Origin of the sequence: Amycolatopsis sp. WAC 01375 (genome assembly GCF_003947325.1) — a bacterium.
Classification (GTDB): domain Bacteria; phylum Actinomycetota; class Actinomycetes; order Mycobacteriales; family Pseudonocardiaceae; genus Amycolatopsis.
The window spans coordinates 102,353-114,106 of record NZ_QHHW01000014.1; the positions used below are offsets into that span (position 1 = coordinate 102,353).

Sequence of the window (11,754 nt, forward strand, 5' to 3'; positions counted from 1 at the left end):
ACACCGGTGTAATTAGGCGTCAAGCCGCCATCCGGGGTAATGCTCACCGCCACCGCATCGTCATGAGCAACCCGGCGATCATCAGCACGAAGCCGATGGCGAAGTTCGTGTTGCCCAGATCTGCCATGAAGGGGATCTTGTCGCCCGCGATGTAGTTGACGACCAGCCACATCAGGCCGACCAGCATGAGACCGAACATCACGATCTTGTAGAACAGGTTCGACGGGCCCGCGGCCTTGACCTTCACCGGCGTGCGGCGGTCGGTCGGCGGGGTGTACGCCGTCTTCTTACGGACCTTGGACTTCGGCATCGTGTTCCTCGCGTACTGTTCGGCTTCCCTGGTGGCGATGACCCGCTTTCGGGTGCGCAACCAGCGCCACGTGCACACGTTAACGTAAACGAGCGCCGCTGGGCACCGTCCGGGACCGGTCGATTTCCCGCACTGTGACAATGGTGTCACACACGGTTCGACACTGTGCTGGTTCGACATGTGCTGGTTCGACACTGCGGCTTGGTTCGAGACTGAGGAGCTTGCGTGGCTGAGCGGGAAGAGCCGGGCGGGGACCGACGGCGGTACTCCCCACGACCCCCCGGTGGAGGCGGCCAGGCCCCTCGGCGTAGGCCGGACGAGGGACGCGCCCCTGGAGAGGCGCCCACGCCGCGCCGGAGGCCGCCGGAAGGTCCGCCGCCGCGCCGCCGGATGGACGGGCCGCCACCGCGTCGTCGCCCCGCGCCGCCGCCGGGATCGACCGAAGAGACCGTCATGTTCGAGCCGGTCGGCGGTGGCACCGCGACCGAGGAACGTCCGCCGCGCGAGCTGGGCAAGGGCGGCGTCGCCATCCGGTCCGTGGGCGAACTGCTCATCACCGCCGGTCTCGTGGTGCTGCTGTTCATGGTCTACGAGGTCTACGTGACCGACCTGTTCTCCGCGGGCAAGCAGTCCGAGGCGAGTTCGGAGCTGGACGGCGACTGGTCGAAGGACCGGCAGCTGCACCCCGACCTCGTCGACGGGAAGGCGTTCGCCAGAATCCACATCCCGGTGTTCGGCGCCGACTTCAACTTCACCATCCAGGAAGGCACCACCGAGGCCGCGCTAGAAGTCGGCCCCGGCCACTACAAGGGCACGGCGCTACCTGGCGAGCCGGGCAACTTCGCCATCGCCGGCCACCGGGTCGGCAAGGGCGCGCCGTTCAACGACCTGGACAACCTCAGCTCGTGCGACCAGATCATCATCGAGACGCAGACCGACTTCTACATCTACAAGGTGCTGCCCTACAAGGACGAGGTCGAGGGCTGGGCCGCGGGCAAGGGCGCCGACCCGAAGTGCAAGAACGTCGGGACGCTGCGTGACCCGAACGCCGTCGACGGCGGCGCCTACGGCGAGACCAACGGCCGCCGCATCGTGTTCCCGAGCAAGGGCGAAACGGTGAACCCGGTGCCGTACAAGGACCCGGAGATCCTGCCGAAGGCCGAGCAGGTCTCGCTGCTCACGCTGACGACCTGTCACCCGAAGTTCTCGGCGAAGGAACGGCTCATCATCCACGCGGTGCTGGCCCAGCAGGTGCCGAAGAACCAGGTCGGCTCCTACGCCGAACTCCTGCCCAAGATCTCGGAGGCGCGCTGATGTACGGCTGGATCTGGCGCAAGCTGCCGGGCCCCTTCGCGGTGAAGCTCGCGACGGCGGTCGTACTGGCTCTCGGGGTCGTGGCGCTGCTGATGTTCGTCGTCTTCCCCTGGCTGGAACCGAGGCTGTGGTTCAACGAAGTGAGCGTCCAGTAGCCGCGCGGTTCGGCGTCTTCCTCGTCTCCGGGCGGTTTCCCGGGCAGGAGGACGCCGATGTCCTGCGCCGGTCGGTCGACGCCGCCATCGCCGCCGAGCGGGCCGGGTTCGACGACGTGTGGTTCGCCGAGCACCACTTCATGCCGTACGGCGTCTGCCCGTCCGCCATCACCCTCGCCGCGCACGTCCTCGGCCGCACCGAGCGGATCGCGGTCGGCACCGCGGTGAGCGTGCTGTCGATCGCGCATCCGGTGGCGCTCGCCGAACAGTGGTCGCTGCTCGACGCGGTTTCCGGCGGACGGCTGCGGATCGGCGTCGGCAGGGGCGGGCCGTGGCAGGACCTCGAGGTCTTCGGCACCGGCGCGTCCCGCTACGAAACGGGGTTCGAAGAGAGTCTCGACCTGTTGCTCGCGGCGATGACGTCGGAGACCGTCTCGGCAGGCGGCGACCACTTCAGGTTCCGTGAGGTGCCGATGGTGCCGCGGCCCGAGCGTGCTCCGCGCCTGGTCGTGGCCTGCGGGGACGCCGGCTCGCGAGCGGTCCGGCTCGCCGCCGATCGCGGGCTGCCGATGTTGCTCGGCCTGCACGCCGACGACGACCTCAAGATCGAAACCCTTGCCGCGTACGGGGATTCCCCCGCCGAGCACATTTCGACGGTGATGTGCCAGGTCGGGGACGACGCGCTGGACGTCGTGCGGTCCGCGTTGCCGGGTTCCCTGAAGGAGGGATTCGCCGGACACGTGTACCTCGACGGCAAACGCGGGCTGGACAAGGATCCGGTGTCCTACACCGACAAGCTGTGCGAGATGCACCCGATCGGCGGCGTGGGGTACTGCGTCGACCGGCTGGGAACGAGCATCCGGCGTACCGGGGTCTCCCACGTGATCATGATGGTGGAAGCGTCCGGTACGCCGGAGGGAACACTCGAGAACATCGCGCGGATCGGCGCCGAAGTGCTGCCCGCGCTGCGCTAGATCTCAGCAGTCACGCAGTTCCGGGCTCTGGTTCAGCAGCTGCCCGCGGACCGAGACGAACGCGCGGTAGCGGTCACTGTCCACTTGGGACGGTTTGAACGCGGCGACCCGGTGGCAGTTCTGGAACGCCAGCTTGACACCGAAGTGCCGTTCCAGTCCGCCGCGGATGGAGTCCGAGGCCAGCGCCCGCAGCAGCTGCCCGCGTTCGGCCTCGCTCGGCGGCGGCGTCTCGTTGTCGGCGAACCCGTCGGCCGCGCCATCGGCCTCCGCGATGACACCGGTGATCACGGTCCAGGCGTACGGCAGGGATTCCCGGACACAGGTGACGAATTCGGCGTCGGAGACCTCCCCGCGCTCGGCCTTCTCCAGCAGCGCGGGCGATACATCCAGAGACATCGGACCTCCGAGAGAGACACAGTGAACGTGGGCCGTCTTCCTGACTACTCACCCGCGGGCCAAGCCACAAGAGAAAACGATCATCATCACCACTTTGGCGGAAGCCGTCGTCACTCCCAGCGAAAGAGCTTCGCCGCCACGACACAACTGCCCACCGCGAAAGCCGCCAGAACGGCGAGCTGCAGCGGCTGCGCGCCCGTTCCGGTCCAGGCGTCTTCGAGGGCTTTGACGCCCGGCGGGATGTACGCGCCGATGTCCCGGATCGCCTCCGGAAGCAACGGACGCGGCAGCCAGACGCCCCCGAGGAACATGACCGGGATGTAGGCGATCAACGCGATCCCTCCCGCGGCGCGGCTGGTCTTGGCGACCGCCGCGGCGATCAGGCCGAGGCCGAAGATCGCGATCGTGCCGAGGACGAACGTCAGCAGGAAGCCGAGCGGGTGACGTGGGCTGGGAACGTCGAAGACGACGCCGGCCGTCACCAGGAGGATGCCGACCCCGCCGATCGTAACGGTGACGTTGATGATCAGCTGCGCCACCAGCAGCTGGACCGGGTGTACCGGCGTGGTGGCGTAGCGGCGGAGGATGCCCTGTTCGCGGTACGACGCGATGATGCCGGGGATCGCCTGCAGACCCATCATGGCCATGGTGAGCACGATCATCGACGGCACCCAGGCGTCGAGGAAGCGCATGCCCGACGTTGTTCCGCTCTCCGCGCGAATGCCGGGGATCACCCCGAGCACGGCCGTGATGGCCGTCGGCAGGACGAGCCCGCCGATGACGAAGCCCGGCGTGCGGAGGGCGAGTTTCGTTTCGGTGAGAGTGATCTTGGCGAGGGTGTTCATTTTTCGTCTCCTCGATCAGTCGCGGCCGGTCAGGGTCACGAAGGCTTCGTCCAAAGTGGATTTACCGGCGCGGTCACGGAGTTCGCCGGGGGTGCCGGTGGAGACCACGCGCCCGGCGTCGAAGATCGCGAGGCGGTCGCAAAGGCGCTCGGCCTCGTCCATGAAGTGCGTGACGAGAAGGACGGTGACGCCGGTGTCGCGTACGGTCTCGACGAGCTTCCAGGTGTCGCGGCGGGCATGCGGGTCCAGACCGGTGGTCAGCTCGTCGAGGACGGCGACCTCGGGGCGGCCGACCAGCGCGAGCGCGATCGAAACGCGCTGCTTCTGCCCGCCGGAAAGCTTGCCGAAGTACTGGTTCCGCTGCTCGGTGAGACCGAGTTTCGCGAGCAGGTCGCCGGTGTCGGCGGGGTTCGCGTAGAAGGACGCGTAGAGGTCGAGCGCCTCATGGACCTTGATCTTGTCCGGAAGGCTGCTCTCTTGAAGCTGCGAGCCGACGCGCTGCCTGAGGGCGCCGCGGTCCTTGCCGGGGTCGAGGCCGAGGACCGACATGGTGCCGGAGTCCGGCGAGCGCAGTCCCTGGAGACATTCGACGGTGGTGGTCTTGCCCGCGCCGTTGGTCCCGAGGATCCCGAAGATCTCGCCCTGTTCCACGTGGAACGAAACGTCGTCGACCGCGACGCGCTCCCCGTACGTCTTGCGGAGGTTGGTGACTTCGATGAGTGGCATGCGAAAAACGTTATGGCGCAAGGGACTTGGCCAGAATGGTGCTGAACCCACAACCGGGGTGGTGCTGGACCCACCCTGATCGGGGGCCTGCGGTCACTGTGCCTGCCGGGGTGGTGGGGAAGACTTCGTCGCATGATCCGCACCCACCTCACTTCAGTGCGCCGTGGCTTCGTGCTCGCGGCCTTGGCGCTGGTGAGCTGGCTGGACCTGCTGCTCGAACTGGTGGGTTTCTGCCTGCTCTGTGTCGGCCTGGTCTTCGCCTACACGCTGGCGCTCGAAGGGACGCGTCCGCGCGCCGCTCTCACCCGGCGACTGTCCGGGCGCTGGTGCGGGATCGAGGTCGAGCCGCCCTATCGGCCGGCGCCGCCGGAGCCGGAACGCGAGCGCGACGGCTGGTACCGCGAAGGGAACAGCCTGTTCAAGCGGTCCTGGTTCATCCGGTGGACCAAACGGTTCGAGTGGATTTCCGACGATCCGGCGACCGGCCGCGATCTCGGCTGGCAGCTGTGGAATCCGCTCGCGGGCCTGCTGCTCGTGCCCGCGGTCCTGGTGGCCGGGCCGCGTGCGCTCCGGCTGTACGGGAAGTGGACGCGCTGGTGGCTCGGGCCCCGCCCGGCCCGCGACCGGGACGGCTGGGTCAAGAGCAGGTTGAAGGCGCTGGGGTTCCAGCTGGGCCTGTTCGCGCTTTCGGCCGCACAGCTCGGGATGGCGTTCCCGACGCTGTTCGCCCTGATCTGGCCGTCGCCGCTGTTCCCGACGATGGTCGTCGCCGGTCGTACGGTGACCGACACCCTGCGCCGCGAGGCCAAAAACTGGACCGGCGTGCGGATCGACCGCCCGTACCTGCCGGAGCCGCCGTTCCCCGTCCCGCGGGCGGACGGGATGTACCAGCACGGACGGCAGCTGTACGACACGCCGTGGTGGCCGGCGCGGCTGGCGCGCTTCCGCTGGGCGATATCCGACCGCGCGACTTGGCGCGACCTGGCGGCCGCGGTGGTCAACTCCGTGGTGCTGCTGCTGATGGTGGTGCCGACGGCGGCGCTGGTGTTCTTCGGCTTCTGGGGCGTGCTGGCGCTGTGGGCCTGGCGGCCGATCGGCCAGTGGACGGGCACCTCGTGGTCGACCACGAACTGGTTCTCGATGGTCGGATTGCCCGAGGCGACCACGCACGGGCAAGCGCTCGCGCTGACTCCCGTCGCGGTGGCGGCCTTCGTCGCCGGGCTGATCGCGACGCCGTGGCTCGCCCGTCAAGGAGCGCGCTTCGCGAAGCTGCTGCTGGGGCCGACAGAGGCTTCGCGGCTGGCGCAGCGCGTCGAACGGCTGAAGCAGACACGGACCGACGCGTCGGTCGCGCAGGCCGCCGAGCTCCGGCGCATCGAGCGGGACCTGCACGACGGGGTCCAGTCGCGGCTGGTCGCGCTGGGGATGAAGCTGGGCGCGGTCGAAGCGCTGATCGACAGCGATCCGGCCGCGGCGAAACGGCTGGCCGCCGAGCTCCGGCAGACGTCGTCCGAGACGTTGACCGAGTTGCGGCTGCTGGTGCGCGGGATTCACCCGCCGGTGTTGTCCGAGCGGGGTCTCGGTGACGCGGTGCGGGCAATGGCGCTGGACAGTCCGATGCGGGCTTCGGTGAACGGCGTCCTGCCCCGGCTGGAGCAGCCCGCCGAGGCGTGCGCGTACTTCGCGGTCAGCGAGTTGCTTGGCAACGCAGCGAAACACGGCGAGGCGCGGCGAGTGTCGATCGAACTGGGCTACGAAGACGGTCTGCTGCGGATCGAGGTGACCGACGACGGCAAGGGCGGCGCGAACGCGGCCCGTGGAAGCGGGATCCGTGGGATCGAACGCAGGCTGGGCGCGTTCGACGGTACTTTTGCCCTGACCAGCCCGCCCGGCGGGCCGACGAAGGCGACCGTGGAGATCCCGTGCCAGCTCGACCCCGATGCGTCGTCGCCGAGGACCAGTACCTCCTCCGAGACGGCTTGACGCATTTGCTGACCGCTCACGGTTTCGACGTCGTCGAGGCGGTCGGGACCGGGCCGGAACTGGAGCACGCGCTGCGCACGCACCGGCCGGACGTTTCGGTCGTCGACGTCCGGATGCCGCCGACGCTCACCGACGAGGGCCTCCAGGTCTCGCTGGCGGTGCGGCGCGACATCCCTGGACTGCCGATTCTGGTGCTGTCACAACATGTCGAGCAGCTCTACGCCCGGGAACTGCTGGCCGACGGCGCCGGCGCGATCGGCTATCTGTTGAAGGACCGGGTCTTCAACGCGGACCAGTTCATCGACGCGGTGCGGCGAGTGGCGGGCGGCGGGACCGCGATGGACCCCGAGGTGATCGCGAAACTGGTGGCCGGCAACGCATCCGACCCACTCGTGGCGTTGACCCCACGCGAACGCGAGGTGCTCGGCCTGATGGCCGAAGGCTGTTCCAACGCCGCCATCGCCGGACGGCTGCACTTCAGCGAAGGGGCGGTGGGGAAGCACACCGCGAACATCTTCGCGAAACTCGGCATCGTCGCTTCGGACGACACGAACCGCCGCGTGCTCGCGGTCTTGGCCTACCTGGGCGCTCCTGACCAAAGCGCGTGAAGGCCCCCTTCCCTCGACTCAGCCGAGGGAAGGGGGGCCTTCACGCGCAGTTTTCAGTCCCTTGAGATGCGGGTCATCTCGTCGCGCTCCACGACCTTCACGCGTTCCCGGCCGTGCGGGACGCCGAGGGCCTTCTCGTGGGCGTCGAGCTTGCCCCAGCCTTCCCAAGTGGTGAAGGGAACGCCGCGTTCGGTCAGGAAACCGAGGATCGCGTCGGGGTCTTCGATGGCCGGGGCCGCCAAGGCGTCGGCGTCGGCCAGCAGGCTCGCGATCGTCTCGGCCGCGTCGCCCTTGGTGTGACCGATGAGGCCGACCGGGCCGCGTTTGATCCAGCCGGTCACGTAGACGCCCGGCACCTGGTCCTCGTCGATGTCCAGCACCCGGCCGGCCTGGTTCGGCACGGTCCCGGTGGTGTGGTCGAACGGGATCTCCGGCAGATGCGACGACAGGTAACCCACCGCGCGGTAGACGGCCTGGACGTCCCAGTCGTGGAACTCGCCGGTGCCGCGCACGTTGCCGTCGCCGGTCAGTTCGGTGCGTTCGGTACGGAGGCCGGTGACCCGGCCGTCCTCGCCGACGATCTCGCAGGGCGAGTGCAGGAAGTGCAGGTGCAGCCGCTTCGGCCGGTCACCCTGATCGCGGATCGCCCACTCCTGCAGCGTCTTCACGACCATGTCGATCTGCTTCGACGCCCGCAGCGCGGCGATGCTGCCCTCGTCGAACTCGATGTCCTCGGGGTGGACGATGACCTCGACGTTCGGCGAGTGGTCCAGCTCGCGCAGCTCCAGCGGCGTGAACTTCGCCTGCGCCGGGCCACGGCGGCCGAACACGTGCACGTCGGTGACCGGGCTGGCCTTCAGGCCCTGGTAGACGTTGTCCGGGATGTCGGTGCTGAGCAGCTCGTCCGCGGTCTTCGCGAGGATCCGCGCCACGTCGAGCGCCACGTTCCCGACGCCGAGGACGGCGACCGACGTCGCGTTCAGCGGCCAGGTGCGTGGCACGTCCGGGTGCCCGTCGTACCAGGAAACGAAGTCCGCGGCGCCGTAGCTGCCGTCGAGGTCGATCCCGGGGATGTCCAGCGCGCGGTCGGCCATGGCGCCGGTCGAGAAGATCACCGCGTCGTAGAACTGGCGGAGGTCGTCGAGTTTGAGGTCGGTTCCGTAGTCGACGTTGCCCAGCAGGCGGATGTTCGGCTTGTCGAGGACCTTGTGCAGGGCGGTGACGATGCCCTTGATCCGGGGGTGGTCGGGTGCGACGCCGTATCGGATCAGCCCGAACGGCGCCGGCATGCGCTCGAACAGGTCGATCGTCACGTCAGCGTCGGACTTGTCGAGGATGTCGGCGGCGTAGATGCCGGCCGGACCGGCACCCACGATGGCTACACGAAGAGAACGGCTCACTCCTACCACGGTAAGTTAGGCAGCCCTAACAATCATTGTGATCTGGCGTACGGTCCACCTGGTGAGAGCCGCTAAGCTGGCTCCATGCGCGTGCTCGTCGTCGACAACTACGACAGTTTTGTCTACAACCTGGTCCAGTATCTGGCCCAGCTCGGCGCCGACTGCACCGTCTGGCGTAACGACGTGGTGGAGATCGACAAGCTCGCCGAGTTCGACGCGGTGCTCGTCTCTCCCGGCCCCGGGACCCCGGAACGTGCTGGTCAGAGCATGGACGTCGTCCGCGAATGCGCCGAGAAGCGGATCCCGATGCTGGGCGTCTGCCTCGGTCACCAGGCCCTGGGTGTCGTCTTCGGCGCCACCGTCGATCGTGCCCCGGAACTGCTGCACGGCAAGACCAGTCAAGTCCACCATTCGGGCGAAGGGATCCTCGCCGGGCTCCCCGCGGAATTCACCGCCACGCGGTACCACTCGCTGACCGTTTTGCCCGAAACCATCGACGGGGCCGTGTTCGAGATCACAGGCCGCACCGAGTCCGGGGTCGTGATGGGCATGCGGCACCGCGAACTGCCGCTCGAAGGCGTCCAGTTCCACCCCGAGTCCGTGCTCACCCAGGGCGGGCATCGGATGCTGGCGAACTGGATGGCTTCCGCCGGGCACCCGGTCCCCGAAGCCACGGTCAACGAACTCGAACAGGCGACTCGCGCGCTGCAGAAGGCCGCTGCTGCGTGACCTCGCTGATCCGGCTCGAACGAGTCGGGAAGCGCTACGGCCGCGGTGAACCCGTGCTCGTCGACGTCGACCTCGACGTCCCGGCGGGCCGCGTCGTCGGCGTCCTCGGTTCGAACGGCTCGGGGAAGTCGACGCTGCTCAGGATCCTCGCGGCCCTTTCCCGTCAGACCTCGGGAGCCGTCGTGGGCGGCCCGCGCGTCGGTTACCTGCCCGACCGTTTCCCGGCGGGGCAGCGGATGAGCGCCAGGGCGTACCTGCGGCATATGGCCCGCATCGACGGTCTTGTCGACTTGTCGGCAATCGACCCCTTGCTGGACAGGCTGGCGCTGGTCGGCGGGCCGGACGCGCCGTTGCGGACCCTGTCGAAGGGCAACGCCCAGAAGGTCGGCCTCGCCCAGGCCGTCTTGGCCGAGCCGGAACTGCTGATCCTCGACGAGCCCTGGTCCGGTCTCGACGTCGAAGCCCACGCGGTGCTCGGCGAAATCGTCGCCGAGACCAAGGAGCGGGGCGCGAGCGTGGTCTTCACCGACCACCGCGCGGCCGTCGTGCACGCCCACGCCGACGACGTCTACCGGATGGACGACGGCTTCCTGACTCGCGTCGAAACGAAAGCCGAAAGCGCGACGAGGATCGTCCTTCACGGACCCGGTGGCGACTGGTCTTCGGAACCCGGCGTCCGCCAGGCCGAGACCGAGGGCGAGAAGGTCGTCCTGACGGTCGAAGCGGGGCACACGGACGCAGTCCTGCTTCGCGCGCTCAACCGCGGCTTCTCGGTCCGGGAGGTGGCGCCGTGCTCGCGATGACCCGCTACTACCTCGCGCTGCTCGGCCATTCCCAGCGCTATCTCCCCGCGATCCTCGCCTACCTCGCGGTCAACACCGTGCTCTACACGGATCCGAAGTCACCACTGCTGCCGCAGTACGGGATCAGCGCGGGTTCGCTCCTGGTGGTCTCCTGCTGGCTGACCATCGCGATGCTCGACGTCGAAGATCCGGTCCAGCGGCTCGTCACCTTCAGCCACGCACGACGCTGGCGATCTGTCCTCGCCGGCGCCACGCTGGCCGTCTTCGGCTGCGCCACCGTGCTGATCGTCGTGACGCTGGCGTGGTCGGGCCTCCGCTCCGGCGGCTTCCCGATCGGCAGCCTCGCCCTCGGCGCCGCGGCGCACGCGTTGTGCGCGCTCTTCGGCATCGCGATCGGCCTGCCCTGTTCGCGGCTGCTGGTGCCGCGCGTCGGCTGGTCCGTCCTGGCGGCGGTCTTCGCGCTCGCGGCCGTGCTCCTGGTGAAATGGCTGCCGCTGGCCAACCCGCTGCTGCGTGCCCTGACCTCGCAACTACCGCTGGCCGGTCCGTTCACGGTTGCCGTGGTGGCGGCGGTCGCCGCCCTGCTGCTGAGCGCGACGGCCGTCGGATACCTGCTCCGCCGCAACGCCTGATGCCGCGTCTCATCGCACTCAACGGCCCGCCCGCCTGCGGGAAGTCGACACTCGCCCGGCTGTACGCCGAAGACCACCCGTTGACGCTGAACCTCGACATCGACCGGATCCGCGGCCTGCTCGGCGCTTGGCGGGACAACGCCGCGCGAGCGGGCCTGCTCGCCCGCGACCTCGCCGTGAACGCCGCGCGGACCCATCTGCTCGCGGGCCACGACGTCATCGTCCCGCAATTCCTCGGCCGCGCAGGCTTTCTCGAAAGACTCGAAGCGCTCGCCGGGGAGACGGACGCGGAGTTCCACGAGATCGTGCTGCTCGACACCAAGGACAACGTGCTCCGGCGGTTCGCCGAACGCACCCGCGCGGCGGCCGAGCCCGAACACGTCGAAGCGCACGAGATGCTGGGCGGACCCGAACAACTCGCGGCGATGTTCGACAGGCTCATGGCGCTCATCGCCACGCGACCGAAGGCGGTCGTCGTGCACACCGGCGCCGGACGGATTCAGCAGGCTTACCAAGGACTTCTCGACAGCTTGGCGCCCTATTGAATGTCCGGTCGATGGCTGGATGTGCGGTTCTCGGTGGGGGCAGGGCGATCACTGCTCCGGTTCTCCCGGCCCGCGATGCGGATCAGGGGCCGCCGCGCGACCGACAGCCGTGAAGAACCGCTCAGGATCTTCGGGTGGAAGATCGCCGAGCAGTTCGATCAGCTCGCCTAACGGAACGAAGGTCGGCATCCGGCTGTGCGGAACGATGTCCGCGACAGGCGTGCCGTTACGAGTGAGAACGAAGCTGTCCCCTTCTTCGACGGCACGCATGATGTTCGGCATGTCGTCGCACAGCTCGTGTTGAGTGATCTGCCGGACCATGCTCGAAAAGTAG

The 11,754-nt window shown here is 68.5% G+C and carries 15 protein-coding genes; 9 read left to right on the forward strand and 6 right to left on the reverse strand.

Translation table 11 applies throughout. The features are described from left to right. Positions 1–43 precede the first annotated feature (43 nt). Complete coding sequence (gene crgA, locus DL991_RS05510; protein ID WP_101613637.1) at positions 44–310, reverse strand: cell division protein CrgA; 267 nt, start codon at positions 308–310, stop codon at positions 44–46. Between the two features lie 390 nt (positions 311–700). On the opposite strand from crgA, the gene DL991_RS05515 reads away from it, so the two are divergent. From DL991_RS05515 to DL991_RS05525, 3 genes are read left to right on the forward strand one after another with little or no spacing between them, the layout of a single operon-like run. Further along, entirely contained in the window at positions 701–1,624 is a 924-nt protein-coding gene (locus DL991_RS05515) for a class E sortase (RefSeq protein ID WP_125781593.1), read from the forward strand. Then, positions 1,624–1,779, forward strand: coding sequence for a hypothetical protein (locus DL991_RS05520; RefSeq protein WP_125781595.1), 156 nt, complete (start codon positions 1,624–1,626; stop codon positions 1,777–1,779). Before DL991_RS05515 ends, DL991_RS05520 begins: the two co-directional genes overlap by 1 nt. After that, positions 1,752–2,753, forward strand: a complete 1,002-nt coding sequence (locus DL991_RS05525) for an LLM class flavin-dependent oxidoreductase (protein ID WP_125781597.1) — start codon at positions 1,752–1,754, stop codon at positions 2,751–2,753. The genes DL991_RS05520 and DL991_RS05525 overlap by 28 nt, the downstream gene beginning before the upstream one ends. Before the next feature lie 3 nt (positions 2,754–2,756). On the opposite strand, the gene DL991_RS05530 is transcribed toward DL991_RS05525, so the two are convergent. The 3 genes from DL991_RS05530 to DL991_RS05540 form a co-directional block, all read right to left on the reverse strand. Then, positions 2,757–3,149 carry an SCO5389 family protein gene (locus DL991_RS05530; protein ID WP_125781599.1) on the reverse strand — a complete coding sequence of 131 codons (393 nt, stop codon included), beginning with the start codon at positions 3,147–3,149 and terminating at the stop codon, positions 2,757–2,759. A 110-nt stretch (positions 3,150–3,259) separates the two neighbouring features. After that, positions 3,260–3,994, reverse strand: a complete 735-nt coding sequence (locus DL991_RS05535; RefSeq protein WP_125781601.1) for an ABC transporter permease — start codon at positions 3,992–3,994, stop codon at positions 3,260–3,262. A gap of 15 nt (positions 3,995–4,009) precedes the next feature. Next, positions 4,010–4,720 (reverse strand): ABC transporter ATP-binding protein, encoded by a 711-nt coding sequence (locus DL991_RS05540; protein WP_125781603.1) that lies wholly within the window; start codon positions 4,718–4,720, stop codon positions 4,010–4,012. 132 nt (positions 4,721–4,852) lie between these two features. Between DL991_RS05540 and DL991_RS05545 the strand changes: the two genes are divergently transcribed. Further along, positions 4,853–6,703, forward strand: coding sequence for a sensor histidine kinase (locus DL991_RS05545; RefSeq protein ID WP_125781605.1), 1,851 nt, complete (start codon positions 4,853–4,855; stop codon positions 6,701–6,703). Beyond that, complete coding sequence (locus DL991_RS05550; RefSeq protein ID WP_125781607.1) at positions 6,643–7,311, forward strand: response regulator transcription factor; 669 nt, start codon at positions 6,643–6,645, stop codon at positions 7,309–7,311. Before DL991_RS05545 ends, DL991_RS05550 begins: the two co-directional genes overlap by 61 nt. A gap of 53 nt (positions 7,312–7,364) precedes the next feature. On the opposite strand, the gene DL991_RS05555 is transcribed toward DL991_RS05550, so the two are convergent. Further along, positions 7,365–8,684: an FAD-dependent oxidoreductase gene (locus DL991_RS05555; RefSeq protein WP_125781818.1), complete on the reverse strand. Its 1,320-nt coding sequence runs from the start codon at positions 8,682–8,684 to the stop codon at positions 7,365–7,367. A 111-nt stretch (positions 8,685–8,795) separates the two neighbouring features. Here DL991_RS05555 and DL991_RS05560 point away from each other — a divergent pair, with 111 nt between their 5' ends. From DL991_RS05560 to DL991_RS05575, 4 genes are read left to right on the forward strand one after another with little or no spacing between them, the layout of a single operon-like run. Beyond that, on the forward strand, positions 8,796–9,440 hold the full coding sequence (locus DL991_RS05560; protein ID WP_125781609.1) for an aminodeoxychorismate/anthranilate synthase component II: 645 nt from the start codon (positions 8,796–8,798) through the stop codon (positions 9,438–9,440). Further along, positions 9,437–10,243, forward strand: a complete 807-nt coding sequence (locus DL991_RS05565) for an ABC transporter ATP-binding protein (protein ID WP_125781611.1) — start codon at positions 9,437–9,439, stop codon at positions 10,241–10,243. Before DL991_RS05560 ends, DL991_RS05565 begins: the two co-directional genes overlap by 4 nt. Continuing rightward, positions 10,231–10,875: a hypothetical protein gene (locus DL991_RS05570; protein ID WP_125781613.1), complete on the forward strand. Its 645-nt coding sequence runs from the start codon at positions 10,231–10,233 to the stop codon at positions 10,873–10,875. The genes DL991_RS05565 and DL991_RS05570 overlap by 13 nt, the downstream gene beginning before the upstream one ends. Next, positions 10,875–11,420 carry an AAA family ATPase gene (locus DL991_RS05575; RefSeq protein ID WP_125781615.1) on the forward strand — a complete coding sequence of 182 codons (546 nt, stop codon included), beginning with the start codon at positions 10,875–10,877 and terminating at the stop codon, positions 11,418–11,420. Before DL991_RS05570 ends, DL991_RS05575 begins: the two co-directional genes overlap by 1 nt. Positions 11,421–11,468: 48 nt before the next feature. Here the strand turns inward: DL991_RS05575 and DL991_RS05580 are convergent, their stop codons facing one another. Then, positions 11,469–11,741, reverse strand: a complete 273-nt coding sequence (locus tag DL991_RS05580) for a type II toxin-antitoxin system Phd/YefM family antitoxin (RefSeq protein ID WP_125781617.1) — start codon at positions 11,739–11,741, stop codon at positions 11,469–11,471. Positions 11,742–11,754 lie beyond the last annotated feature (13 nt).

Bases quoted from the DNA above. Each gene is read 5' to 3' on its own strand.
- DL991_RS05515 (WP_125781593.1), top strand. From the start codon at position 701: ATGGACGGGCCGCCACCGCGTCGTCGCCCCGCGCCGCCGCCGGGATCG.
- DL991_RS05580 (WP_125781617.1), bottom strand. From the start codon at position 11,741: ATGGTCCGGCAGATCACTCAACACGAGCTGTGCGACGACATGCCGAAC.
- DL991_RS05575 (WP_125781615.1), top strand. From the start codon at position 10,875: ATGCCGCGTCTCATCGCACTCAACGGCCCGCCCGCCTGCGGGAAGTCG.
- DL991_RS05545 (WP_125781605.1), top strand. From the start codon at position 4,853: ATGATCCGCACCCACCTCACTTCAGTGCGCCGTGGCTTCGTGCTCGCG.
- DL991_RS05540 (WP_125781603.1), bottom strand. From the start codon at position 4,720: ATGCCACTCATCGAAGTCACCAACCTCCGCAAGACGTACGGGGAGCGC.
- DL991_RS05520 (WP_125781595.1), top strand. From the start codon at position 1,624: ATGTACGGCTGGATCTGGCGCAAGCTGCCGGGCCCCTTCGCGGTGAAG.
- DL991_RS05530 (WP_125781599.1), bottom strand. From the start codon at position 3,149: ATGTCTCTGGATGTATCGCCCGCGCTGCTGGAGAAGGCCGAGCGCGGG.
- DL991_RS05560 (WP_125781609.1), top strand. From the start codon at position 8,796: ATGCGCGTGCTCGTCGTCGACAACTACGACAGTTTTGTCTACAACCTG.
- DL991_RS05535 (WP_125781601.1), bottom strand. From the start codon at position 3,994: ATGAACACCCTCGCCAAGATCACTCTCACCGAAACGAAACTCGCCCTC.
- crgA (WP_101613637.1), bottom strand. From the start codon at position 310: ATGCCGAAGTCCAAGGTCCGTAAGAAGACGGCGTACACCCCGCCGACC.